This is a genomic window from Sphingobacterium thalpophilum (assembly GCF_038396785.1).
In the GTDB taxonomy this organism is placed as follows: domain Bacteria; phylum Bacteroidota; class Bacteroidia; order Sphingobacteriales; family Sphingobacteriaceae; genus Sphingobacterium; species Sphingobacterium thalpophilum_A.
Genome location: NZ_CP151087.1, coordinates 5,545,892 through 5,571,459, shown reverse-complemented (window position 1 = coordinate 5,571,459; position 25,568 = coordinate 5,545,892). Strand labels below are relative to the sequence as shown.

Annotated in this window: 24 protein-coding genes and 1 tRNA gene; 12 read left to right on the top strand and 13 right to left on the bottom strand. The window is 39.4% G+C overall.

Annotated elements, in window-relative coordinates:
• Positions 1-26: 26 nt before the first annotated feature.
• Complete coding sequence (gene ribD, locus AACH28_RS24610) at positions 27-1,073, bottom strand: bifunctional diaminohydroxyphosphoribosylaminopyrimidine deaminase/5-amino-6-(5-phosphoribosylamino)uracil reductase RibD (protein WP_407073626.1); 1,047 nt, start codon at positions 1,071-1,073, stop codon at positions 27-29.
• Between the two features lie 34 nt (positions 1,074-1,107).
• Here ribD and prmC point away from each other — a divergent pair, with 34 nt between their 5' ends.
• The 5 genes from prmC (at position 1,108) to AACH28_RS24585 (ending at position 5,278) form a co-directional block, all read left to right on the top strand.
• Positions 1,108-1,968, top strand: coding sequence for a peptide chain release factor N(5)-glutamine methyltransferase (gene prmC / locus AACH28_RS24605; RefSeq protein WP_145327017.1), 861 nt, complete (start codon positions 1,108-1,110; stop codon positions 1,966-1,968).
• Positions 1,969-2,083: 115 nt separating this feature from the next.
• Positions 2,084-2,156, top strand: a tRNA-Lys gene (locus AACH28_RS24600).
• 176 nt (positions 2,157-2,332) lie between these two features.
• Entirely contained in the window at positions 2,333-2,686 is a 354-nt protein-coding gene (locus AACH28_RS24595; protein WP_286767917.1) for a transposase, read from the top strand.
• Positions 2,679-3,662, top strand: coding sequence for a transposase (locus AACH28_RS24590; protein WP_341831800.1), 984 nt, complete (start codon positions 2,679-2,681; stop codon positions 3,660-3,662). Before AACH28_RS24595 ends, AACH28_RS24590 begins: the two co-directional genes overlap by 8 nt.
• Positions 3,663-4,240: 578 nt before the next feature.
• Positions 4,241-5,278: a LacI family DNA-binding transcriptional regulator gene (locus AACH28_RS24585; RefSeq protein WP_088162204.1), complete on the top strand. Its 1,038-nt coding sequence runs from the start codon at positions 4,241-4,243 to the stop codon at positions 5,276-5,278.
• A gap of 95 nt (positions 5,279-5,373) precedes the next feature.
• Here the strand turns inward: AACH28_RS24585 and AACH28_RS24580 are convergent, their stop codons facing one another.
• From AACH28_RS24580 to AACH28_RS24565, 4 genes are read right to left on the bottom strand one after another with little or no spacing between them, the layout of a single operon-like run.
• A complete protein-coding gene (locus AACH28_RS24580) occupies positions 5,374-6,219 on the bottom strand; it encodes a hypothetical protein (protein WP_145328622.1) in 846 nt (281 codons plus the stop codon).
• Positions 6,216-6,599 (bottom strand): GntR family transcriptional regulator, encoded by a 384-nt coding sequence (locus AACH28_RS24575; protein ID WP_070567719.1) that lies wholly within the window; start codon positions 6,597-6,599, stop codon positions 6,216-6,218. The genes AACH28_RS24580 and AACH28_RS24575 overlap by 4 nt, the downstream gene beginning before the upstream one ends.
• Before the next feature lies 1 nt (position 6,600).
• The gene (locus tag AACH28_RS24570; RefSeq protein WP_145328624.1) at positions 6,601-7,410 is read right to left on the bottom strand and encodes a hypothetical protein; all 810 of its coding nucleotides are present in this window, start codon (positions 7,408-7,410) and stop codon (positions 6,601-6,603) included.
• Entirely contained in the window at positions 7,394-8,245 is an 852-nt protein-coding gene (locus AACH28_RS24565; protein WP_341831799.1) for an ABC transporter ATP-binding protein, read from the bottom strand. Before AACH28_RS24565 ends, AACH28_RS24570 begins: the two co-directional genes overlap by 17 nt.
• A 724-nt stretch (positions 8,246-8,969) precedes the next feature.
• Here AACH28_RS24565 and AACH28_RS24560 point away from each other — a divergent pair.
• Complete coding sequence (locus tag AACH28_RS24560) at positions 8,970-9,446, top strand: hypothetical protein (RefSeq protein WP_341831798.1); 477 nt, start codon at positions 8,970-8,972, stop codon at positions 9,444-9,446.
• Here the strand turns inward: AACH28_RS24560 and AACH28_RS24555 are convergent, their stop codons facing one another.
• From AACH28_RS24555 to AACH28_RS24545, 3 genes are read right to left on the bottom strand one after another with little or no spacing between them, the layout of a single operon-like run.
• Positions 9,447-10,223 carry an enoyl-CoA hydratase-related protein gene (locus AACH28_RS24555; RefSeq protein ID WP_341831797.1) on the bottom strand — a complete coding sequence of 259 codons (777 nt, stop codon included), beginning with the start codon at positions 10,221-10,223 and terminating at the stop codon, positions 9,447-9,449.
• Positions 10,224-11,063, bottom strand: coding sequence for a hydroxymethylglutaryl-CoA lyase (locus tag AACH28_RS24550; protein WP_341831796.1), 840 nt, complete (start codon positions 11,061-11,063; stop codon positions 10,224-10,226).
• A gap of 6 nt (positions 11,064-11,069) precedes the next feature.
• Complete coding sequence (locus tag AACH28_RS24545; protein WP_070567729.1) at positions 11,070-12,218, bottom strand: acyl-CoA dehydrogenase family protein; 1,149 nt, start codon at positions 12,216-12,218, stop codon at positions 11,070-11,072.
• Positions 12,219-12,372: 154 nt separating this feature from the next.
• Between AACH28_RS24545 and AACH28_RS24540 the strand changes: the two genes are divergently transcribed.
• Positions 12,373-13,980: an acyl-CoA carboxylase subunit beta gene (locus AACH28_RS24540; protein ID WP_341831795.1), complete on the top strand. Its 1,608-nt coding sequence runs from the start codon at positions 12,373-12,375 to the stop codon at positions 13,978-13,980.
• A gap of 91 nt (positions 13,981-14,071) precedes the next feature.
• On the opposite strand, the gene AACH28_RS24535 is transcribed toward AACH28_RS24540, so the two are convergent.
• Together AACH28_RS24535 and AACH28_RS24530 are read right to left on the bottom strand one after the other, a co-directional pair.
• A complete protein-coding gene (locus AACH28_RS24535) occupies positions 14,072-16,000 on the bottom strand; it encodes an acetoacetate--CoA ligase (RefSeq protein ID WP_341831794.1) in 1,929 nt (642 codons plus the stop codon).
• Between the two features lie 122 nt (positions 16,001-16,122).
• Positions 16,123-17,169 carry a ferredoxin--NADP reductase gene (locus AACH28_RS24530; protein WP_341831793.1) on the bottom strand — a complete coding sequence of 349 codons (1,047 nt, stop codon included), beginning with the start codon at positions 17,167-17,169 and terminating at the stop codon, positions 16,123-16,125.
• A gap of 261 nt (positions 17,170-17,430) precedes the next feature.
• On the opposite strand from AACH28_RS24530, the gene AACH28_RS24525 reads away from it, so the two are divergent.
• Positions 17,431-18,147: a superoxide dismutase gene (locus AACH28_RS24525; RefSeq protein WP_115050679.1), complete on the top strand. Its 717-nt coding sequence runs from the start codon at positions 17,431-17,433 to the stop codon at positions 18,145-18,147.
• Positions 18,148-18,200: 53 nt separating this feature from the next.
• Here AACH28_RS24525 and AACH28_RS24520 read toward each other — a convergent pair whose 3' ends face one another.
• Both AACH28_RS24520 and pyrE read right to left on the bottom strand, forming a co-directional pair.
• A complete protein-coding gene (locus AACH28_RS24520) occupies positions 18,201-18,599 on the bottom strand; it encodes an SRPBCC family protein (protein WP_070567739.1) in 399 nt (132 codons plus the stop codon).
• A gap of 19 nt (positions 18,600-18,618) precedes the next feature.
• A complete protein-coding gene (gene pyrE, locus AACH28_RS24515) occupies positions 18,619-19,269 on the bottom strand; it encodes an orotate phosphoribosyltransferase (RefSeq protein ID WP_341831792.1) in 651 nt (216 codons plus the stop codon).
• Between the two features lie 22 nt (positions 19,270-19,291).
• Between pyrE and AACH28_RS24510 the strand changes: the two genes are divergently transcribed.
• The 4 genes from AACH28_RS24510 (at position 19,292) to AACH28_RS24495 (ending at position 22,318) form a co-directional block, all read left to right on the top strand.
• The gene (locus AACH28_RS24510) at positions 19,292-19,879 is read left to right on the top strand and encodes an NUDIX domain-containing protein (RefSeq protein WP_341831791.1); all 588 of its coding nucleotides are present in this window, start codon (positions 19,292-19,294) and stop codon (positions 19,877-19,879) included.
• A gap of 58 nt (positions 19,880-19,937) precedes the next feature.
• Positions 19,938-20,654 carry a 3-ketoacyl-ACP reductase gene (locus AACH28_RS24505; RefSeq protein ID WP_341831790.1) on the top strand — a complete coding sequence of 239 codons (717 nt, stop codon included), beginning with the start codon at positions 19,938-19,940 and terminating at the stop codon, positions 20,652-20,654.
• A 120-nt stretch (positions 20,655-20,774) separates the two neighbouring features.
• The gene (locus AACH28_RS24500; protein WP_070567747.1) at positions 20,775-21,836 is read left to right on the top strand and encodes an NADH:flavin oxidoreductase/NADH oxidase; all 1,062 of its coding nucleotides are present in this window, start codon (positions 20,775-20,777) and stop codon (positions 21,834-21,836) included.
• Between the two features lie 89 nt (positions 21,837-21,925).
• Positions 21,926-22,318: a VOC family protein gene (locus AACH28_RS24495; RefSeq protein ID WP_286841599.1), complete on the top strand. Its 393-nt coding sequence runs from the start codon at positions 21,926-21,928 to the stop codon at positions 22,316-22,318.
• A 64-nt stretch (positions 22,319-22,382) separates the two neighbouring features.
• Here AACH28_RS24495 and infB read toward each other — a convergent pair whose 3' ends face one another.
• Positions 22,383-25,532, bottom strand: a complete 3,150-nt coding sequence (infB, locus tag AACH28_RS24490) for a translation initiation factor IF-2 (protein ID WP_070567751.1) — start codon at positions 25,530-25,532, stop codon at positions 22,383-22,385.
• Positions 25,533-25,568 lie beyond the last annotated feature (36 nt).

Below are 25,568 nucleotides of genomic sequence, written 5' to 3'. Positions count from 1 at the left end.
AATTCCTTAAATATACAATTTAATAATTACTGTTTCTTATAGATCTTTAAAAGATCATTGGAAACCAATTTGCTTTCTAGCAATTGTCCTTTAAATTGAGGAGCCTCAATCCCATTCAATAATCTTGTTTCAGACTCAAATACCCTTGCCTCATCCCAGAGATCCGCATCTATAAACATTTGCAGAGTAGCACGCCCTCCTTCTATGATTATTGACTGAACATCCATTAAATAAAGTTGATAAAGAATATTCTGCGGTAAATACAACCCATAATTTTCGAGCTCAATATACTTCACATTTGCTGTCCATTCTGTCTTTTTAGCATTGAACACAATTGTATCAGCTTGATCATTGAGAATATTAGCATCTAGCGGGATAGCAAGATCTCTATCTAAAAGAATACGCAATGGGTTTTTACCCTGCCATTCTCTTACGGTCAGACTGGGATTATCTACGACTGCAGTATTTGTACCAACCAAAATAGCATCTTCCTCCGCTCTCCAACGGTGAACCAACTGTTGGCTTGCGGCATTACTTATCCAAACCTGCTTACTCTCTTGTCCTATAAAACCATCCTTGGTTTGTGCCCATTTTAAAATAACATAGGGACGAAATTGACCGATACGTGTAAAAAACCGACGGTTGAGCCATATGGCCTCTTTTTCCAGTAAACCAATTTCGACCTCAATACCTGCTTCCCGTAGTATTTCTACTCCTTTGCCATTGACCTTTGCGGAAGGATCCAAACAGGCTATAAAAACTTTCAACGGTTTAAGCTCCGCAATCATATTTGCACAGGGGGGTGTCTTTCCATAATGCGCGCAAGGTTCAAGGCTGACATAAAAAGTACTTTCTGCGATAAGCCGCTTTGCCTTTTCCCCATACTTTTGCATAACCTGTTGTACAGCATTGACCTCAGCATGTGGTCCACCATACGGAGAAGTATACCCTTCACCGATAATTTTACCGTCCAAAACAATGACAGCCCCAACCATTGGATTGGGACTCACTGAACCCGCACCCATTTGGGCCAGTTCCAAACAACGATGCATATATTGCCTGTGCATATCCATAGATACAAATCTATGAAAATCGTACCTTTGACACATGAAAATACTTCAAGATTTCGAATTATTATTTCAACACGAGCTTCAGGAGTTATATGATGAGGATGAAATAAAAGCAATATTCTTAATGGTTGTTGCCGAAAAGTTTGGGTTAAATAGAACCAATTATCATTTGAGAAAAACAGATATTGTCAACGAGGCGAATAAGGCTGAAGTACTTAGCATCCTTCAGGATCTAGAAAAGCACAGACCTATACAGTACATACTCAATAGGGCAGATTTTTATGGTGAAGTTTTCCAGGTCAATGAATCGGTCCTCATTCCACGCCAGGAAACTGAAGAACTTGTCGATCTGATCATCAAAAACCATAAATCTTCTCAAAACCTAAAAATTATAGATATCGGAACTGGCTCTGGCTGCATCCCTATCACCTTATCAAAGCATCTCAATAATGCCCTGGTAACCACGATAGACATCTCAAAAGAGGCGATAAAAACAGCACAGGAAAATGCTAATAATTTAAAAACTCAGGTTCAATTTATCAATGCGGATATATTTGAATGGGAATACATTTTCTCCGACCAACAATACAATATCATTGTATCCAATCCGCCCTATATAACCCCGGGAGAAAAGCAGCATATGAATCAAAACGTATTGGCTTACGAACCTGAGCTCGCATTATTCATTGAAGAAAGCGCTCCGTTGATTTTTTATGATGTTATTTCATCCTTTGCACTGAAACATTTAGCCCCAAATGGAGATCTATATTTTGAAATCAATCAATATCTCGGTGCAGAAATGAAAGAACTTATGGTCAAAAAAGGATTTGAACAGGTCAGACTCATAAAAGATATCAATGGAGCAGACCGAATAATCCATGCAAAAAAAGCGCGATAAAAAATAATCCGTTTATTTATTAAGCAGTTAAGGCCTTTTTATCAAAATTTGCACGCAATAATTTGGCATATATCAAAAGAAATTCTACCTTTGCATCACTTTCAAAAACAGAAAGGATTCCGTAGCTCAGCTGGTAGAGCAATACACTTTTAATGTATGGGTCCTGGGTTCGAATCCCAGCGGGATCACTAAAGAAAAGCTAATCGCAAGATTAGCTTTTCTTATTTAACACTCACGGGAACTTCTTTTTGTCCCGCAAAAATTACCGGTAAAACCGAAAAGCTACAACAAAACCGGATCAAGCTGAATTCTTGGGGGGAATGTCAAAAATTTCTTAGTTTAGCATCCTTAATACAGATATCCCTTGCAAGAAGCCGAACGTAAATTACTGTCCCTATTGATGCCCGAAGGGCTATTGGAATACTTTCAGATTTTAGAAGTCGATCAGGTTGACAATCAGCTCCACATTTATTTAGATGAGCTTAATATTGCTCCGACAGGCTATCAGAACAGCAAGTTGGAGTCAAAGGGCTTCATGCCTTCCACTGAGATTTCAGACTTTCCCATTCGAGGCCAGAAAGTTACGCTACATATCCGCCGTCGTCGCTGGACGGTCCTGGATACCGGAGAGATCATCACAAGAGATTGGAATCTGGTGCGTGAGGGTGCTCGAATGACTACGGAATTCGGGCTTTTTTTAAAGAAGATATTTGGATAATCATCCTGTAAGCGCCCAATTGGTAGGTCTGTTCTTCCAAATGGACGGTAAGCAACTACAGGATCAATACAAGAACCATCTCAGTGACTTCCAGGACTGGGACCAAAAGCCACACGCAGAGCAATGGACCCTTTTTCCTGATAACATATCGGAACACCTGAGCATCGATGAGACCAGCTTTAGCAACGGTGAACTTTACACGATCGTAAGCAGTAAATCAGCAAAGGGCAGGAAGGGAACCATATTGGCTACCATAAGAGGGACAAAGGCGGAAGATATTATTGCTGTATTAGAGCGCATTCCACTTAAACTAAGGAACAAAGTTAGGGAAGTAACGATGGATATGGCCCCCAATATGGCAAAGGCTATCCGTAGGTGTTTCAGAAATGCCAGAAGGGTTATCGATCGGTTTCATGTACAAAAACTTGCTTATGATGCTGTTCAGGAACTCCGTATCAAATACCGATGGGAAGTCTTAGATGCAGAAAGCAAAAAAATAATGGAATCGCGAAAACAGGGTATCCCATATGACCCCGAGTTGTTGCCTAATGGTGATACGCTCAAACAGCTATTAGCTAGGTCGAGACACCTCCTGTTCAAGCATCCAAGTCGATGGTCGGAAAGCCAAAAACGCCGTGCAGAACTGCTGTTCATCAGGTTTCCCAAGCTAAAACAGGCTTATGATCTTGGAGTTGCCTTAGGTGACATCTTCAATAAATGCAGGGATAAAAAAGTTGCTTTCACAAAGTTAGGACTGTGGCACAACCAGGTTGAGAACGCGGGTATTGCTTCATTCGAGAGTGTCGCAAGATCCATTGCAGCACATCATCAATACATTCTCCACTACTTCGACAATAGAAGCACCAATGCATCCGCAGAGTCCTTCAATGCAAAACTCAAAGCTTTCAGGAGCGTCTTCCGTGGAGTAAGGGATACAACATTCTTCCTGTACAGAGTGATGAAATTGTATGCTTAAAAATGATTACCCCCCAAACTTTCGGTATGATCCACAAAACCAATGCGCAACCCCATTCAGCCTATAGTTTACCGATAATCTAATATTGGACTGTTCTCACAAAACTATTTTCATTATCAGTTGTCTCTATTTATACAGACAAAAATTTTAATGATGAAAAGGCAATTAACATAGATAATAATGTCATCCTCTTTTTTCCTTATTACAAGCTGCTCCGTAATAGAAGGGATATTTAAGGCTGGTGTTTGGACAGGCATCCTCATCGTAGTTGTTATAGTCGCCCTTGTCCTTTGGATCATCAGTAAACTTTTCGGTGGCACCAAATAACAGCCTCCTCTTTTAACAAACTTTTCGACACCTTTCGCCCGAATACCAACAACATCTCATCAATTCTCATTAACAACGCTTTTCTTGATCTCCATTTGAAAACATGTTTTTTATCTTATCTTTATAATTTCAAGAATTTACGGGCTCAATACATTAAAAATAGTAACCGATAATTCAAGAATAATTCTAGCGCTATCTTACCATCGTATTGACGCTAGAACATTTGTAATCAATGAAAGAGGATCGAGCACATGAAGAGATTTACGTTAAAAGAGATTGGCCAACAGTTAAACCTATCTCCAGGAACCATTTCCAAAGCACTAAACGATAGCCATGAAATAAGTGCAGAAACAAAAAAGCTAATCTTAGATTTTACGCAGAAAATCAATTATATACCAAATTTCTCCGCAAAAAGCTTAAAAACAGGGCGCTCAAACACCTTAGCAATCATTGTTCCATTTATCTCAAGCTCTTTTTTCTTTGATTTCTACGAAGAGATCTCGCACATTCTATCGCAGACGAATTATAAACTGATCCTATTGCAGACTTTTAACGACGAGAAAAAAGAAAAAGAAGCGCTGGAACTTTGCATACAAAGCAATATCGAAGGAGTGATCATTTCCCCTGTGAAAAATGATTCAAGCTTATCGCTTTTGTTTTATATGATGGAGCAGGTTTGTCCCGTCATTATTTTCGACCGAATAAACCATCAGCTCGATACATTCAAAATCGGAATCCAAAACAACAAGGTCATCTACCAGGCAACAGAAGAAATGATCAAAAACAGAAGAGAAAATATCATTCTTTTACTATGTAAAGATATTGGCGGAAATGTAAGCCGCATAAAAGGATATAAAGATGCACTCTTCAACGCCGGCGTACCCTTCAAAGAAGAAAATATTATAGAAATATCCTATTCCAGCCCCAAGGACAATATCGATGACGAACTGGAAAGCAAAATAAACACGTTATTAAATAAGCCCTCCGCTCCAAATGCACTCCTCTCAACGACAGACACCTTGTCGTTAAAAGTTTTGCACATATTAAATAAATTGAAGGTGAAAATTCCTGATGACATGAACTTAATTGGCTTTAGCAACACCCCTTTTGCCAACAGTCTCAATCCATCTCTAACAACAATTACCCAACCAACACAGCTGATGGCAGAAAAATCGGTAGAACTCCTCTTGCAGATGTTAAAGAAAAAAAACAAAAAGAATTATTTCGAATTCGAGACGTTTTTTTTGGACTGCAGTATCGAACACCGAAAATCTACATCATCCCTTTAAAGAAAAGGTCAAAATCCCACTATGGAATTTTGACCTTTTCAGAAAATATCGATCTCCACTATTAACGATCGACCGCAACATCCACCAATTAAACCTTACTTAAGCAATGATCGCAATGCATGGACAGGCAAATCTATTTTAGTATCATTGGATAGATTCCCGTTCAATGTTCCCCATTGCAAACTATCTAAACGGACAGATGATTTTCCTTCAGTTTTGATATTCAGAAGACCAACTTTGGCTTCAGGTCCTTTCCTATTGAAATAAACTTCTGAATTGTTTGCCACAATATCTGCACTTTGATAATTCGTACGCGGAAGTCCCAAAACACTATTCGTCGTGTTAACAAATAAACGACCAACAAGAGAATTCCCCTTACTGTCCGTCCCGCCAAGATCATCAATAGTGGAATTTGTCAGGTTCAGGTTCAACGTATTTATAACGGATTTTTCTGCAAGGGAAAATACCTCAACGCTATCACCTACAACAGTCAACTCGTTCAACTTAGCGGACAACTCGTTAATACCCGCATTTTTTAATTTTAAAACCTTAAGATCAGGTGAAAAAATATAGATTGACTTATAAAACCCCTCTCCTCCTGATAAAAGATCTAAGGTAAGATTGCCAGATTGATCAACATTCGCTTTCACAAAGTCGGCTTGACTTTTATTAACTTTAACCATAAACTTATCGCTTTTCACCCAATACAACCCTACACCGCTTGCATTGGTACCTACAATATAAAGCTTATCGAAAGCTGCCAAGGGAAACGACCGGTAATAAACATCCTTTGCACCTGGCTTAGATACCTCCTGCTCAACATCAGCATTATATTTTTTCGCATCCACTCGATTTATACGAACAAGGTAGGACGCGACAAGCATCGGAACCGCGAATAAGCCTATTGCTAATCCCATTATTATTTTTGTACTTAATTTCATGACTCATTTTGATTAAAATTCTGACTTACAAACCGTCTATAACGTTGCTCTAACTCATCCAGACCGATTTCCAATAAATAAATATTACGAAAAAACAAGGGAAGATCTTCTTCTAGAAAAATTGCCTTTCTATATAACTTCACATTCTTCACCGATTCTTGTGTCAGAAAAAAACCGATCCCGCGCTTATTGGCTATAATTTCTTTCTGCTGCAACATATCGTAGGTCCGCATAACAGTATTGGGGTTAACCTCCATCTGAACTGCCAATTCCCTTACTGAGGGGAGTTTTTCATCCACTTTCCAGGTCGCTAGCAAAATATGATCACATACATACTCAGCAATCTGAAGGTAAATGGCTTTATTTGCATTGAACTCCATACTAAATCTCCTTTTCTTTTAACCTTAAAAAAGCAACCGCCCAAATCATTATGGTAAGCAACACTCCTACAGCGCCGATCAATGCAAAAATATGATTTGAATCAGACCAATAGTTATTATCCATTGTACCTACGGTATCCTGGGTCTGAGTCTTCATTAAGTAAACAAAAAGACACATCCAAACAACACAGTAAAGCACAAGAAAAATAGCCGTCTTTACATATTGATAGTTTTGGTAGACGATCCCACCAAGTAAAAAAATTGCATTTAGAAGAATTGGTACAAAACAAAAATAATAAGCCGGTTCAGGGTATTGAATCTTGAAAAAGTACTGCCATAGATCCACACTGACCGTCCCCCCTGATGGCTGCACTTCATTTACAACCACAGAACCAACGCTCCTCAAATAAGAAACAAATGCCAGATCGATCAAATAAAAGACCAATAAGTATGAACCAATACTCACGACAACCGTATAGAATAAGCTGACCAGAAACTTTTCCAATTGTGACGCCGGAATCATCAGCTCAAAAATCGCCCGGGTCTTCTTCCCTAAATCGGCAAAATAACTACTTGAGATAACCGTTACAAAAAAGAGTCCCAAGATACAAAACAACGGTGCTCTGAAATTTAGCAACGAATAAACAGTATTCTTTTTGATGTCATCATAATTTGACCCCAAATTAACCGCATAAAAACCAAAAATTACCCCGGCAATAATCCCTATTGACATCAGATAAATTCGCCCAAAACCAATCCATTGTCTTCGAATCAGTCCAAAAAAACGCGTAGCATTAAATAGATTTGACATATTCATCAAGTTTAATAAGGTCCGTAATTTTTTCCTTGCACTGTAACACAGCATTAAATAACAACTCCAAATCCAGTTTCGAATCTTCTACCGCCGAGTTTGGGAGAATAACATTAAAACCGCCTACCCCTTCTTCGGAATAGAGTGTATCCAAAGGCAATTCTCTTACTTTTTTAAAGCATAAACGATCAGTAATCACATGCATCGGAGCATTGAGTGCAACCTTATGATCATCAAGCAAAATAACAGCATCAATAAGATTATCCAGATCACGCACCTGATGTGTGGAGATAATCACACATCGATCGTCAGTAATGGCAGAAGCCATGATCTTTCGAAACTGAACCTTAGAAGGAATATCCAAACCATTCGTTGGCTCATCCATGATGATCACTTTCGTGTTAGACGCTAAACCGAAAGAAATAATATATTTCTTTTTCTGTCCATAACTCATGTTTGCTAATTTTTGCTCAATAGGAATATCGAACTCACGAATAAGCTGATCGAAATATACCTGATCGAAGTTGGGGTAGAACCCTGCATTAGCCTTCAGAAACTGTTCCGATTTTACGGCAGGGAGATAAAACTCTTCCGGAATAAAACTAATCTCTCTTAACAAGGAAGGTTCCCTTCGATTAGGGTTATCCCCCAGCACATCAACTCGCCCCGAAACAGGATATACCAAACCGGCAATATTCTTAAGCAAAGTTGATTTACCAGCACCATTCTTCCCCAACAAGCCATAGATATGCCCCTGCTTCAATTCAAGATCCATATGAAGAAAGAGTGGCCTTGATTTACTATAGCTGAAATTTAGATTTTGGATAGTAACCATACTACTGTATTATTTAATTAATACACTAATATAGAAACGAATTTTATATAATTCCAAAAATATTTTAAAAAAAAATACAGGCAGGGCTTTGCTTACGCTCAGGCATTACTTTATTTTAATAGCGCCAATCGGGCATAGGACAACATAAACACTCAATTTATGTAATAAACATAATGCAATGACAAACAAATAGTTATTTAAATACATTATGAAATTCATAATAAACAAAAGGCAACTTTAACGAGATGCGTTATCCGTGTTAAAAAACTGAACAAATTACAACTATCCGCCAAAACTAAAATAACCCCATTCTAAGCCTAAATAAATTAAAACCACACAAACCCCTTGAGAAAAACAAACAGCACCTCAGAGAGGCGAAAAACAGCCAAAACCAAAACATACAAGAGTAGTATTGATTACTCAATAGGAAATACCTTTGTTCTTGCAATCATTTGAACTGTGTGTTTGGACTAGTTAATCGTTATTCTCCACCTGACCGATGAATACCAAATTACACGCAATAGCAGTATTAACCAAGAGTTAAACAAAACACAAAACAAACTAATAATCAAAACAATAAAAAACTTATATAAACAAGAAATACACATAAATATGACATACCTTGAACAACAGATTAGTCAACTGATGAAAAACCGTCGTTTATTTTATGTGATGATATTGCTTAAAATAGCTTTAAATCTATTTTATTATCATCTTTGTCTGTATGATGAATTACATTTATCCTTTCATTCTAGCGATGCATTCTTTATGGAGATGGGAGGTATTGATTGTGCTAACGATTAGTCTCGTGAACTTTTTTTACAAAAGAAAAAAGGAACTTCCATTCTCCCCTACCGATCAATTTCTTGTAAAAATTACGGTTATTTCTTTTTATATTCAGCTATTTTTGGGTTTTAGCCTCTATGTACTGAGTCCCATCACACAGTACTTTCTGCAACATTTTAACGAAGCAGTTCACCTCAGGCAAATTCGCTTCTTTGGCATGGAGCACAGTAGCATGATGATTATTGCCGCAATCTGCTTAACAATAGGTGCCCTTAAAAGCAAAAACGCCGATACAAACGATCGACGTTTTAAAATATTATTAATCTGGTTTGGACTAGCTCTCCTGATCGTCCTTAGCTCCATTCCCTGGGAATTCTCGCCGCTGACAAGCAGACCTAGTTTTCGATCATTTTAATTAGCTATCTTGCCAGTTGGCTTTTCTCTTATTTCGCATTGCATCCATTCCTTCTTTGAAATCATTGGTTTTACGCAAATCCGCCAAGCTCTCCAATAGAAAGTTATACTTATCATCATAATCTTGCTCTTTTAATTTTCGCAGTGCTACAAAACCCCGTGATATGGCCAAGGGAGCATTTTCCAGGATCGTCCTTTTCAATTCAATCAATACTGTTTCTTCAGCATCCAGGATGCCATAAACGATTTCCCTTTTCAAAGCCTCCTCCGCAGAAAAAGACCGACCACTGATACAGAGATCCATGGCTTTTCTTTCAGGCATATATTCTGTAAGCAACGCCAACACCTGAAATGGAAAGAGCCCAATTTTCACTTCAGGCAAAGAAAAACGTACATGTGGGAGAGCAAATAAATACGTACAGGATAATGCAATCAAAAAACCACCTGCAATAACATCTCCCCTAACAACACAGATTGAAGGCTTATCTAAACAGGCAAATATTTCTGCCAGTGACTTTTCAACCTTGGGAATTGCCGAATTTCCAATATCTAATGTAGGGTCCTCAAAAGCTTTAAGATCCATACCAGCACAGAACACCGGACCTTCAGCCTCTATTTGTACTAAACGAACATCAGGATTGCTATTCGCCAGATTCAATGCATAGGCTATTTCGCTCACCATTGTCGGACTAAAAGCATTTCTTTTATCCGAACGGGCTAAGGTCAAGTTGAACACATGCCCCTCAACGTGCACTTTAATAAAATTCAGTTTTTCCATCTACAAAATCATTTGTCTGAAGCTATGCTCCAATCCGATTATTTCAGCATCAGTTCCTCGTCCAAAATAATGCAACAACAGCTCTGAAGGTATATTACCGACCAAATCATCTTTTGCAAATGGACAACCGCCATAACCGAGCAATGCGCCTTCAAATTTACGGCAACCCGCCAGATAAGCTGCTTCAATCTTTGCAAGACTCTCCTCTCGCCTTGCATGAAAATGTGCGCCTACTTCCAGTGTTGGAAAACGAGTTTTAACAAAACTAAATAATTCTGAGATCTGATTTGCATCGGCTTCTGAAGTTGTGTCTGCCAAAGAAAATTCCCGAATGCCAAGATCGCATAATTTTCCAATCCACTCTTCTACCAAAAGCGGGGACCAAGGGTCACTGTATGGGTTTCCAAAAGCCATGCTAATATAAACAACCAGAGATTTATGCTGCGAGTCGGCCAAAGCTTTCATTTCTTTTACCTGCTGATAAGAAGCCGCCAAGCCCATATTGGTATTTCGAAGTTGAAATGTTTCCGATATTGAAAATGGATACCCTAAAAAGTGGATTTTTTCCTCTAGAGCTGCCTCCTGCGCGCCCCGAAGATTGGCGACAATCGCCAATAACTTCACTTTTTCATTCGTTCTGATTCCTTCCAGTACTGCTTTTGTATCCGCCAACTGCGGAACTGCTTTCGGCGAAACGAAAGATCCAAAATCAATAACATCAAACAGCCCACTTTCGATTAACGTATTGATATGTTTAATTTTCTTATCCGTCTCAATAAAGTTATGAAGCCCTTGAACAGCGTCTCTTGGGCAATCAACCAATACAACTTGATCCCTCATAATATGCTATAAAATATCTTTCTCAATCTCTCTAGCAATCACCATTTTCTGAATGCTTGAAGTCCCTTCACCTATTGTACATAACTTGGCATCTCTAAAAAACTTCTCGGCGGGATAGTCCTTTGTAAATCCATAACCGCCAAAGATTTGTACAGATTCATTCGAGACACTAACGGCAGCCTCTGACGCATAAAGTTTAGCCATCGCACCAATTTTAGAAACACGATCTCCATGATCCTTTAAATAACCCGCCTGCCTCGTCAACAGTTCACTGGCTTCCACCTGTGTAGCCATATCTGCTAGCGCAAAAGAAACCGCCTGAAATTCGTAAATCTTTTTCCCAAACTGCTCACGCTCGTGCGCATATTTCAACGCGCACTCGTAAGCTCCGCGTGCAATACCCAAAGAAAGTGCCGCAATAGAAATACGTCCGCCATCCAATAATTTTAAGGCCTGCACAAAGCCCTGCCCTTCTTCACCAATGAGTTGATCCCGATGAATCCGACAATTATCAAAAAACAGACAGGCAGTTTCTGAGGCACGCATCCCCAATTTATTTTCTTTCTTTCCTGCGGTAAATCCAGGTGTACCTTTCTCAACAATAAAAGCAGACATCCCTTTTTTATCTCCCTTAGCCCCCGTCCGCGCAATAACGACAGCAACACTAGAACTGATGGCATGCGTAATAAAATTCTTAGAACCATTTAACACGTAGTGATCACCATCTCGCTCAGCAAATGTCGTCATTCCACCAGCGTCCGAACCAGAACCGGTCTCTGTAAGTCCCCAGGCACCGATCCATTCAGCTGTCGCCAACTTTGGAAGATAACGTTTCTTCTGTTCTTCACTGGCAAAGCTTAATATATGATTTGTACATAACGAATTATGCGCCGCTACGGAAAGTCCAATTGAGCCACACACCTTGGAAATCTCATCCAAAACGGTAATATACTCCTGGTATCCGAGTCCCGATCCACCATATTCTTCAGGAACGATCACACCCATGAAACCGTGTTCGCCTAACTTTTTAAAAACTTCTATTGGAAATATTTGGGCTTCGTCCCATTCCATCACATAAGGTTTGATATGATACTGTGCAAAATCTCGTGCACTTTGTCTGATCATATCCATTTGTTGTTTATTTTCAATAAACATAAGCATGAATATTAAATTTACAATCGGCAATTCAATTCAAATATATCAAAATATTTAGGAATAAAATTGCAAATATTTTAAAATTTTATTTTAAATTTATCTAAAAATAAGAAATTCTTAATTCAACAGCTTTTTAAAACCAAGATTATAAATTATGAAGGAGCTACTCGCATTACTTCGCCAAAAAAGAGAAAATTTAAAACTAGGTGGTGGCATCGATAAAATAAAAAAACTGAAAGAAAAGGGTAAAATGTCAGCCTGGGAACGAATAGAATATCTACTGGACCCAGACCGAGAATATCTGGAAATAGGCATGTTTGCCGGCGAAGGAATGTATAAAGAACATGGTGGATGCATAAATGCGGGCTGTGCAGCGGTACTGGGCTATGTAAAATCCAAACTATGTGTCATCGTCTCTAACGATGCAACCGTAAAAGCAGGAGCCTGGTTTCCTATTTCTGCCAAGAAAAATCTACGCGCACAGGAAATTGCCATGGAAAACAATCTTCCAATCATTTATTTGGTAGATTCTGCAGGCGTATTTTTACCGATGCAGGATGAAATATTTCCCGATAAAGAACACTTTGGCCGCATATTCCGCAACAATGCCCGAATGTCTTCCATGGGAATACCTCAAATTGCAGCAATCATGGGAAGTTGCGTGGCAGGTGGCGCTTATCTCCCTATCATGTCCGACTACGCCTTTATCGTCGAAGGAACAGGCTCTGTATTTTTAGCAGGCCCATACCTGGTCAAATCTGCGATAGGTGAAACCGTAGACGCTGAAACACTCGGCGGAGCTTCTACCCATTCGGAGATATCCGGCGTGACAGACAATAAATTTCCCGACGACCAAAGTTGTTTAGAGGCCATAAAAAATGTTATCGATAAAATCGGTGGAAATCCAAAAGCTAATTTCAACAGAAAGCAAAGCCTTCCTCCAAAAACAGATCCGAGTAAAATAGTAGAGATTCTTCCCGAAGACAGAACAAAACCTTATCGCATGCAGGATATCTTGAATGCAATTGTAGACGCAGATACTTTAGAGGAATACAAACCCGATTATGGAAAAACCATTGTCTGCGCCCTCGCACGTGTAGACGGTTGGGCTGTCGGGATTGTTGCCAATCAACGTGAAATTATCAAAGCCAAGAAACCCGGTAACGCAATGGAAATGCAGATGGGCGGGGTTATCTATAATGATTCAGCAGATAAGGCAGCGCGCTTCATCATGAATTGCAACCAGCAGAACATTCCGCTTGTGTTTTTCCAGGACGTCACTGGATTTATGGTAGGAAGCCGATCAGAGCAAGGGGGGATTATCAAAGACGGAGCAAAAATGGTAAATGCAATGGCCAATTCCGTAGTTCCAAAATTCACTTTTATTGTTGGAAATAGTTATGGCGCAGGAAACTATGCGATGTGTGGAAAAGCGTATGACCCACGACTAATCTACGCTTGGCCTACTGCCCAAATGGCTGTCATGAGCGGTGCCGCTGCAGGCAAGACACTGTTTCAAATCCAAGAATCAGCTTTAAAAGCCAAGGGTCAAGAAATTAATGAAGAAGAAAACAACAGTCTCCTTAAATCAATAGAAGATCGGTACAACGAGCAACTGAGTCCGTATTACGCTGCTGCAAGATTATGGGTTGATGGAATTATAGCGCCTGAAGAAACACGAAAAGTCATCAGCATGGGAATTGAAGCTGCCAACGAAAAACCTATTCTAGAACGGTATAATGTCGGTGTTATACAGGTCTGAGTGGAGTAAAATTAAATTAGAAAACCCCTCAAACGACAAACTTCATCATCAGAGGGGTTTTCTAATTAGGTATTTTTATATCATACTATACTTAAGATCTTCTCCAGATTTTACTGATCGCTTCAAAGTCTAACAAAGATTCTCTGTTCCGCATAATATCTACTGACACCGCTTTTTCTACAGTCATTCCCGAAAAAATCTTCTTAATAGGCAGCTCCAGTTTTTTACCGCTTAACGTGTAAGGAATAGCCGATACCTGAAAAATATCGTCAGGCACATGTCGCGGACTATATTGTTGCCGAAGCTCCCGTTTAATCTCCCCTTTTAACGCATCATTCAATAAACCATTGTCCAATTGAACAAAAAGCAACATATCAGATGATCCATTTTCATGATCTACACAGATAACCAAACTATCCAAGACCCCTTTGGTTCTATTTAAAACATTATAGATCTCTGCAGTACCGATACGTACGCCACCGCGGTTCAGCGTTGCATCTGAACGACCGTACATAATTATTCCATCATGTACAGTGATCTTAATCCAATCACCATGGCTCCAAACACCGCTATATTTATCAAAATAACTATCAAAGTATTTTTTATTCGCCAAATCATTCCAAAAATAGATGGGCATACAGGGCATGGGAGCTAAAATAACAAGTTCTCCCACCTCTCCATAAAGATGATGGCCATTCTCATCAAATGCTTCTATCTTAGCTCCTAAGGTGCGACATTGGATCTCCCCTGCATAAACATCAAGCAATGTACACCCCGAAAGAAAGGCACTGCAAACGTCTGTACCACCACTTAGCGAGACAATTTGACTCTCTGGAAACTGTACATTTAGCCATTCAAATACATCTGGTGGAAGTGGTGAACCTGTCGACCCTATTGTTTTTGGCTGATAAGCCAAGGATTTTAAATCTTGATCCTGACAGGAGATGAGATAAGCAGCACCAACGCCAAAATGGTCCACCTTGCTTTCTTGTGCAAACTTCCATAAACTTAATTTATCGGGATAATTCGTAGCCCCATCATATATACACAATGTATTTCCCATTAAAAGGGCCGAAAGCGCGTAATTCCACATCATCCATCCAGTAGTGGAATACCACATGAATCGATCCCCGTCTTGCACATTTTGATGCAGTCCAAGTGCTTTCATATGTTCTAATAGCATACCACCAACTCCATGTGTAATGGCTTTGGGCTTCCCGGTAGTTCCCGAAGAATACAAAATCCATATTGGAGCATCAAAAGGCATTGCCGTAAATTGGAGCTTAACTTGTGTAAGATCCTTTTTCAGAATCTCTTCCCAAATAGGATCATCAATCAAAACACAAGCCACTAATGATGGTAGCCGCTGCGAAAGTTGCTGAATACTTTCCGCCTTTTCAAAAAGACGTCCATTATAGTAATAACTGGAATTTGCGAAGAGTACTTTGGATTCAATCTGCTCAAAACGTTCCTGAATACTTGCCTCCCCAAAGTCGGGCGAACAACAGGACCAAACCGCACCGATGGAATTAGCAGCCAAAAATAACGCAACTGCTTCGATGCCATTAATCAATACACCAGCTACACGATCTCCACTTTGTACACCTAATTCTTTCAAATAGACTTGGAGTTTGAGAACCATGGATTCCAACTCAGTCCATGACACCTCTCTTTTAGCATGCTGTTCAGATTGAAAGATTAATGCAGGACGCTTTTCCGTTGTGTTCCGAAATACGTGTTCAGCATAATTCAAAGTAGCCCCACTAAACCACTTTGTCCCAATAAAGCTTGTGGAATCTGCCGGTAACTCGACAATGTTTGTAGGAGCTGAATGAAATTTTAAATTAAAATAGGCGGCTATACTCTTCCAAAAATTAGCCAGTTCCGTCGTTGACCATGCCCAAAGGTCCTGATAGGATGGAAAGAATAAGCCATGCTCATTCTCCACATATTGTTTAAACTTATTGATCTCAGCTAGAGATTTTTGCTCTTCTGTTGGGCTCCAGAGTAATTTTCCCATAATAGTTAGCTATAAAACGGTTATATTCAAACTTAGGTAAATTTACGTGTATATGCAATTTTAAATAGCTATAACGCCCTATAACAACACACTGTATTTTCAGATTAAATACAGATGTTAAATTATAATACTTCAATAGCCGTATTCATTTCTACCGGATGCCCCGTGCACAAAAGTATCCTTCCTTGTTCAACTTCGCGATCTGTTAAAACCTCATTATAATCCATTCTTACTTTACCTCTTGTACACTGTGAAATACAGGTACTACACATACCGGATTTACAAGAATACGGCAACTTAATTTTATGTTCCAGCCCGATGTCCAAAATAGATTTGTTATATGGCACTTCAAGATTATAGGTTTTGCCTTGAAAATATAATTCGATAGCATAGGTCGTTGTATCAACTTCCTTTTCGGTCTCGTCATCATCATCCTCTTCATTTTCGGGCAATAGAAATGTCTCTCGTTTTATCTGATTGGAATCAAATCCCATCCCCAAAAGGGTAAAACGACATAGATCCATATAAATCACAGGACCGCAGGTATAAAACAAGGCATCTTCCTTATTTCCAAACAAATGATCGTTAACAATAGCATGTATATAATCTCTATTCAACCTGGCCTTCATCAAGTTTTTACTATTGGAGTAAATCCACACAATTGTTAAACGATCAGGAAATCGGTCTGCCCAACCCTCCAATTCGGATCGAAACGGTGTTAATTCCAGCGTACTATTACTGTAAATTAACACTATTTTAGACTTACTTTCCGCAAGAAGCGCTGTTTTGAGAGTAGCGTACAAGGGTGTGATGCCAATTCCAGCAGCAAACAAAAATAAGGTCCGAATCTTTTCCGGTTCAGGTTCATATACAAACAAACCCTGAGGTTCCATCGCGTTGACGATATCCCCCTCCACAATAGTATGGTGGAGCAGTCGAGATATTTCCCCATTTTCGACACGCTTAACAGTGATGCTTAAGGGCTCATTATTATCCGGCGAACTATTAAAAGAATAAGAACGACGTACCTCACGGTCACCAAACACAAAAGAAAGCGTAATAAACTGCCCAGCTTTATAGGAAGGATAGTCTCCTGCTATAGACTCAAGCTGAAAAGTAAGGTTATTATTAGGTTGGGGGATGATTTTTGAAATCCTTAATGTATACATAGATCAAACTTAGCTAAATTTGATTTTATAAACAATTATAATTCTTTAGCCAACCTGTCCTATAACTGCCATGAAATGCCTTTAAAACAATAGAAATTAGGGGTAGCGAAATTACCGTACATCAAAATTCGAAACAAAGCATGCTGCTCTACAGATGAATTTATAACAATTTTGTTGTATTACAATTAACAGACAATTCTTGGACAATATTTGCAAAATTTCACGTTATATTTATATCAAAACTAATCACAATAAGATTATATGCAAACACGCAGAAACTTCCTTCAAAATGCAGCAAAAGCTACGCTAGGCATCGCTGTATCTGGATCAATATTACAAGATATTGCTTCCGCGAAAGCTACTGAATTACATGCCGCTACCTTAAAGTTTTCCCAAGTAAAATTACCATTCAGTTATGCCGCTTTGGAGCCTAATATTGACGCGTTGACGATGGAAATCCATTATACAAAGCACCATATGGCCTATATTAATGCCGTTAACGAAGCCATTCTTGCTGAAAACATCAAGGAAGCCTCAGAGGAGCAACTTCTAGCAAACATATCTAAGTACTCTCCAAAAGCAAGGAATAATGCTGGAGGAGCCTGGAACCATAACTTTTTTTGGGAAAGTCTGTCCGATAAGCCGAGCCAGCCATCCGAAAAATTATTGACTATGATCAATAAGACATTTGGTTCTCTAGACAAATTCAAAGAACAGTTTGCCGCTGCAGCAACCTCACGATTCGGTTCGGGATGGGCCTGGTTGCTTTTGGATGACTCAGGTAACTTAAAAATTAGCTCTACTCCAAACCAAGACAATCCTTTAATGGATGTTGCAGAGGTAAAAGGTATTCCCATTTTAGGTCTTGATGTATGGGAGCATGCTTATTACCTGCACTATCAAAACAAAAGAGCTGATTATATTAAAAATTGGTGGAATATTGTGAATTGGAAAAAAGTCAATGAAAGACTAGCATAAAAAAAGCTCGATTATTACTAATCGAGCTTTTTTTATATTCGCTATGAACCAACCTACCCTAGCTTTTCTTTTAATTTGTTGACCTGAAAGTCAACCAATTTTTGAAGCGGCCCAGAAGCGATCATTTTCATCATCATGTTGAGATCAGCATCTATGATAAAGGTTGCCTTTGTCACTGTATCAGCAATAACTTGCAATTCCCAACGAAGAGTTACGTCAAAAGGTGCCTTCTCTAAAGGAGTCAACTTAATAAGATGATTCTCAACACGCTCTTCTACGCGAAGAGCCAATTTTGCCATATTCTGTATTGTAAATCGCGCCTCGTCCGTAGTCGAAGACCAATTGTAGATATTTTCAGGCATCAACTGCTCATGATTGTTGAGATCCGCCAAAAACGCATACACCTCGCCGACATTTTTGTTGATTTCTGTTGTATTCTGAATAGTAGTCATAACGATAAATTAATCCTCTTTATTGAAAATTGTCGCCCCAAGTAGCCGGGTTCAATCGCCACTTTTTCAAGATCTCAATATCCTCTTCCAATACATAACTATTTTCAGCAGCGACCTGAATCAAAGCATCATAATTACATAGACTGAAATAAGGACATTTTGCATCAGCAAAATTATCAGTAGCTTGTTGCAATCCATAAGTAAAAATAGACACCAAGCCAACAACATTGCAGCCAGCCTCACGTAACGCCTTTACAGCCACTAAACTACTCTTACCTGTCGAAATTAGATCTTCAATTACAACTACGCGTTGACCGCTAACTACTTCACCTTCAACTAAATTCTGACGACCATGATCCTTAGCTGAGCTTCTGACATAAGAAAATGGTAGTCCCAAATCCTGTGCTACCAAAACGCCTTGTGGAATACCTGCCGTAGCAACTCCAGAAATCATATCCACTGATCCAAACTCTTCTTGAATAAGCTTAGAAAGCTTTTGACGAATGTATGTACGAATCGCAGGATGAGATAAAGTGATACGGTTATCACAGTAAATTGGAGACTTCCAACCCGACGCCCATGTAAAAGGACTTTTAGGTTGCAATTTTATTGCTTTAATTTGCAATAAGGATTCAGCAACTTTTTGTTCAACCTCATTTAAATTATTCATGGCGCAAATTTATAAAATTTATATGAACGAAACCGTGCTAATTTTAGCAGATTTTGTTCCATCGAAAATCAAAAACCCACAAACAATTAGTTTTCAAGAGATTGACCTCCAAAAACTTTTCAAACAATCTGAAATTGATAAAGTTCCAAAAACATATCTCTACATCAACAAGGATTTTGAAACCGTATTTCAAAACTTAAAAAATAAAATTAAGCTCATTAAAGCTGCAGGTGGGCTGGTGAAAAATGGTGATGGAGACTATCTTTTTATCTACCGATTAGGAAAATGGGATCTTCCGAAAGGTAAAGTGGAAGAAAATGAAAAAATGTGGGAAGCAGCTGTACGCGAAGTTGAAGAGGAATGTGGCATCAAAATCAACTACTTAGGAAAAAAAATCACCACATCATACCATACCTATTTTTTGCGAAATGGAGAATTCGTCTTAAAAGCAACGAACTGGTATGAAATGGGAGTCAACAAAGTCCCTAAATTGATTCCGCAAACTGCAGAAGATATCACAAAAGCAGAATGGCGTCATGTGGACCAATTTGAAGACATACGCAACAATACTTACCCCATTATCGAAAATATCCTAAAAAAGGCAAAATAAATTGCCTTTCTTAGGATCATCTGACAGGAATAAAAAAGATCATGCCTATTTTTATATTATGGAAAATATAACAGGAAAAAGAGCCTTAATTACGGGTGGTGCGCGAGGATTGGGAAAAGCGATTGCCTATGCATTAGCGAAAGAAGGTGTTCATATCGCGATTACCGGTAGAAATGAAGCTGCTTTAAAGGATACGGCCACGGAACTTGCCGAGCTGGGCACTGAGGTCACTTATACCGTCTTTGACGTATCAAATTATAGTGCAGTACAGGAGGAGATCGAGCGATTGAAAAATACCTTCGGTAGCTTTGACATATTAGTTAACAATGCGGGAGTAGCATCGTTTTCCACTGTGCTCGACATGGATGTTGCCGATTGGACATCGATCATTCAAACGAATCTCCTGGGTACATATTTTGTTACAAAAACTATTCTTCCGCAACTGATTGAAAAAAATCAAGGCGATATCATTATGGTATCTTCGACTGCCGGATTAAATGGCGCAGCCACCACTTCCGCTTATAGTGCATCAAAGTTTGGCGTCATCGGCTTCGCCGATTCTTTAATGCGGGAAGTACGGAAAAACAATATTCGGGTATGTACACTTATGCCTAGTACGATTGCCTCGGATATGTCCAAAGATCTTGGACTTACCGATGGTGATCCAGAAAAAGTTCTTCAGCCTGAAGATTTCGCGGAGCTGATCATTGCTAATTTAAAACTACCAAGAAGAGCAATGTTAAAATCAGCTTCTTTATGGTCTACAAATCCCTAATAATCGAATAGCTATTCATCAGGGTCAAATACAGCCCTTTTAATGGCTTTTTTTTATGATACAAAGAAATTGATCAAGATAGGAGCTTTCATTGCTCCTATCTTCTATAAACAAGCAATTATGAGTCAATTATTTTCATCAGTAAACATCGGAAATTTACAATTGAAAAATCGTTTGGTTGTATCCCCAATGTGTCAATACTCGGCAAAAGATGGTTTTGCAAATAACTGGCATTTGGTTCATTTGGGCCAATTTGCAATCGGCGGAGCTGCAGCAGTAATACAAGAAGCAACAGCAGTTAGCCCTGACGGTCGAATCAGTGATGGAGACCTTGGTTTATGGGACGACCAGCATATCGAAAAATTAAAAGAAATAACCGAGTTCATTAAAGCAAATAATTCCATACCCGGCATACAACTTGCCCATGCAGGCCGCAAAGCAAGCAGCAATAAACCTTGGCTTGGCAGGAATCAATTTTCACCAACGGACCCTCAGGGCTGGCAAACAGTTGCTCCATCTGCAATAGCTTTCCATGCAGGAGATTATGAACCACAGGAACTTGATGTTTCCGCCATTGAAAATCTGATTGAACAATTTGGAACAGCGACGAAAAGAGCAATCCAAGCCGGCTATGAAATTATTGAACTCCATGCAGCACATGGATATCTGATCCATCAATTTCTTTCACCACTGAGCAACTTACGAAAAGACACTTTCGGCGGGATCTTTGAAAATAGAATACGCTTTCTTATTGAAATTGTGAAAAGAGTAAAACAAGAAATAACAAGCCAAAGTTTATGGGTACGTATTTCAGCAACTGACTGGGCCGAAGCCGGCTGGGACTTAAAGCAATCCATAGCCTTATCACAACAGCTATATGCATTGGGGGTAGACCTGATTGATGTTTCAAGTGGAGGATTGGTCTCCTATCAAAAAATAGATGTAGGACCAGCATATCAGCTCCCTTTCGCCACCGCTATTAAGGAGAATACCAAGAATAACGTTGCCACTGTAGGTTTAATTAAAACTGCTATTGAAGCATCCGAGATCATTACGCGAAAGCAAGCAGATTTAATCTTAATCGCACGGGGATTTCTTGATGATCCACACCTTCCATTACATTTTGCCAAAGAATTAGACGCTGAAGTTCCTTGGCCTAAACAATATGAAAGAGCAAAATAATAGGAGAGACATGGTAAAATAGTCTGTATATGCTCCATATCCTAAACGAACAAAAGATATAACAAATGCCATGAGATAAGTATTTAAAGATGAAATTAAACCTCAACAAGATACATCATATTGCCATTATCTGTAGCAATTATGAACGTTCAAAGAAATTCTACACGGGCATACTGGGCCTAGAGATTGCTAGAGAATACTATCGTGTGGAACGTGATTCTTACAAACTGGACCTCAAACTCAACGATCATTACATTATAGAACTTTTTTCGTTCCCATCACCGCCTAATCGGCTCAGCTTTCCAGAAGCTGCCGGTTTAAGACATCTTGCATTCGAAGTCGATAATCTCGACATCGAATTAAATAAGCTCGAAAAAGCAGGTGTATCACATGAAGGGATCAGAATAGACGAGTTAACAAATAAACGCTTTACATTCTTCTTTGATCCTGATCAGGTTCCAATAGAACTATACGAACGTTAAAACAGAAAGCGGCATTGATTAAAATCAATGCCGCTTTCTGTTTTATTAGTGTATCACTAAGTGATTACAATTTACGTTTCACTTCAACTTGTTCGTAAGCTTCAACAATATCTCCTACTTGAATATCGTTGAAACGGTCAATATTCAAACCACATTCATAACCCATTGAAACTTCTTTCACATCGTCTTTAAAACGTTTCAACGATGCCAGTTTACCAGTATGAATTACAACACCATCTCTGATTATGCGGATATCATTATTTCTATTGATCTTACCTTCTTTAACCATACATCCGGCAATCGTACCCACTTTAGAAATTTTGAAGGTTTCTCTGATTTCAACCTCAGCAACGATTTTCTCTTCAAATTTCGGCGCCAACATACCCTCCATCGCAGATTTGATTTCATCAATCGCATCATAGATGATCGAATATAAACGTACATCAATTTGCTCGTTCTCTGCCAACTTACGTGCGTTTTGTGTTGGACGTACTTGGAAACCTATGATAATCGCATCGGAAGCAGAAGCTAACAATACATCTGATTCAGAGATTGCACCCACTGATTTGTGAATGATATTAACCTGAATTTCGTCAGTAGACAATTTCAATAATGAATCTGATAATGCTTCAATAGAACCGTCCACATCACCTTTAACGATAATATTAAGTTCTTTAAAGTTACCGATAGCCAAACGACGACCGATTTCATCCAAGGTAATATGTTTAGTTGCACGCATGCCTTGCTCGCGTTGTAACTGAAGACGTTTGTTAGCTACAGTTCTAGCTTCAGACTCGCTTTCAAGAACATAAAGCTTATCCCCTGCTGTTGGTGCGCCGGCCATACCCAAGATTTGCACTGGAACAGAAGGTCCCGCCTCTTTAACACGTTCACCTCTTTCATTAGTCAAAGCCTTCACCTTACCTGAATGTGATCCCGCTAAAATAGGGTCTCCAACACGTAATGTACCACTTTGTATCAACACCGTTGTCACGATACCACGACCTTTATCCAAAGCTGCTTCAATTACTGAACCAACAGCACGTTTTTTCGGATCAGCTTTTAGATCTAACATCTCAGCTTCCAATAGAACTTTCTCTAATAATAGGTCAACATTTTCCCCCGTTTTTGCTGAAATCTCTTGCGCTTGGAACTTACCGCCCCAGTCTTCAACTAAGATATTCATCGCAGAAAGCTGCTCACGGATTCTATCAGGATTTGCTCCCGGTTTATCTACTTTAGTAAATGCAAATACGATTGGAACTCCTGCTGCCTGCGCGTGGTTGATCGCTTCTTTTGTTTGCGGCATGACGGCGTCGTCAGCTGCGATAACAATAATAACAATATCTGTTACTTTGGCACCACGGGCACGCATCGCTGTAAAAGCCTCGTGACCAGGGGTATCCAAGAAAGTGATCTTCCGACCATCCTCCAATTTCACCGCGTATGCACCGATATGTTGGGTGATACCACCCGCCTCACCAGAAGTAACGTTCGCCTTACGGATATAATCCAATAAAGAGGTCTTACCATGGTCGACGTGTCCCATGACCGTTACAATAGGCGCTCTTGAAATCAAGTTCTCTTCTGTATCCGGTTCCTCCAATTCAGCAGTCTCCTCATCCTCAGGTTTGATAAACTCTACCTGATAACCAAATTCATCCGCTACAATGGTTAAAGTTTCCGCATCTAAACGCTGATTAATTGACACGAACATACCCAAACTCATACAAGTTGCAATAATTTGGGTTACCTGAACGTCCATCAAATTAGCTAATTCGTTTGCAGTTACGAACTCTGTAACACGCAATACTTTTGCCATCATTTCTTGCTCCATTGCAGCTTCTTCCGCATGTTGAGCAACATCATCACGTTTCTGACGTCTCAATTTGGCACGTTGCGCAAATTTACCAGATTTACCTGCGCCACTCAAACGAGCAAGTGTTGCTTTGATTTGATCTTGGATTTCCTTTTCAGTAGGTTCTTCCTTATTCTCAACAGGTCTTCCCTTACCTCTATTGTCAAAACGATTACCGTGTTGCGGTCTCGTACCTTGTCCTGGTCTACCTGAGTGTTGGTTGTTACCTCCTTGTCCCGGTCTACCTGGGTGTTGGTTGTTGTTTTGCCCTTGACGATTGTTCGGGTTGTTGTTAGGACCATGATTCCCACCTCGGTTACCTCCTTGTTGGTCCCGGTTGTTGGGATTGTTACCATCGCGCGGTCCACGGTTTTGATTATTATGACCTTGACCTTGCCCCGCATTTGGGTTTACTGGACCATTTGGATTCGTACGCTTACGCTTACGTTTCTCATTATTATTTCCAGCATTTGAAGATGAAGCCACTGGTTTGTGGGAAGGTCTAGCAGATGGTAATTCAATTTTACCAATGACTTTAGGACCTGTCAATCTTTCCGCACGAGCAGAAATAATTTCATCTCCTTGTTTTTTCGCAGGCTCCACTATTGGAGTTACTGGCACAGCTTTCGGCGCTGTTTCTTCTTTTTTCTTGTCTTCTACCTTCACAGGTTCAGTTTTTGTCTCTACAACCGGAGTTGCTTTTACTTCAGTTTTATTTACTTCGGGTTTTTCTATTTCAGCTTTTGGTACAACAACTTCCGGCTTCTTTTCAATAACCTTTGGTTCTTCTTTTTTCGCTTCAACAATAGGCGCTTTGACTTCGGCTTCCTTCTTTTCTTCCACCTTAGCTTCAGCTTTAGCCTCTACAGGCGTTTCTTTAATGGTTTTTGGTTCCTCCTTAACAGGTTCTTCCTTCTTGACCTTACTTCCGCCTCTATTCAATGCGTCAAGATCAATCTTACCAACCACCTTCATACCACCTTGATGAACGGGCTCCTCCACTTTTGCAGGAGTAGTTTCCTTAACAGAAGGGATTTCTACTGTATTCTTGACCAAGATTTCCTTGGATTCATCATGATCTTCGAAATCCTCATTCTTAGATGATTCCTTAGGAGAAGAGGACGGCGACTCCTCACGACGAATTTTGCCAATCACAATTTGTTTAGCTTCATCTTTCAGTGATTTGTCTCCCTGAAACTCTTTTAACAGCACACCATACATCTCTCCGCTCAATTTAGTGTTAGGCTTTGCTTCTACATCATATCCTTTTTTCACTAAACATTCCACGGCGGTATGTATCCCGATGTTGAGTTCCTTTGCTGCTTTAAGCAAGTTTGTTCCTTTTCCTTCAGTCATCTATAATATAAACTATTTTAATATAATTACAAAAAT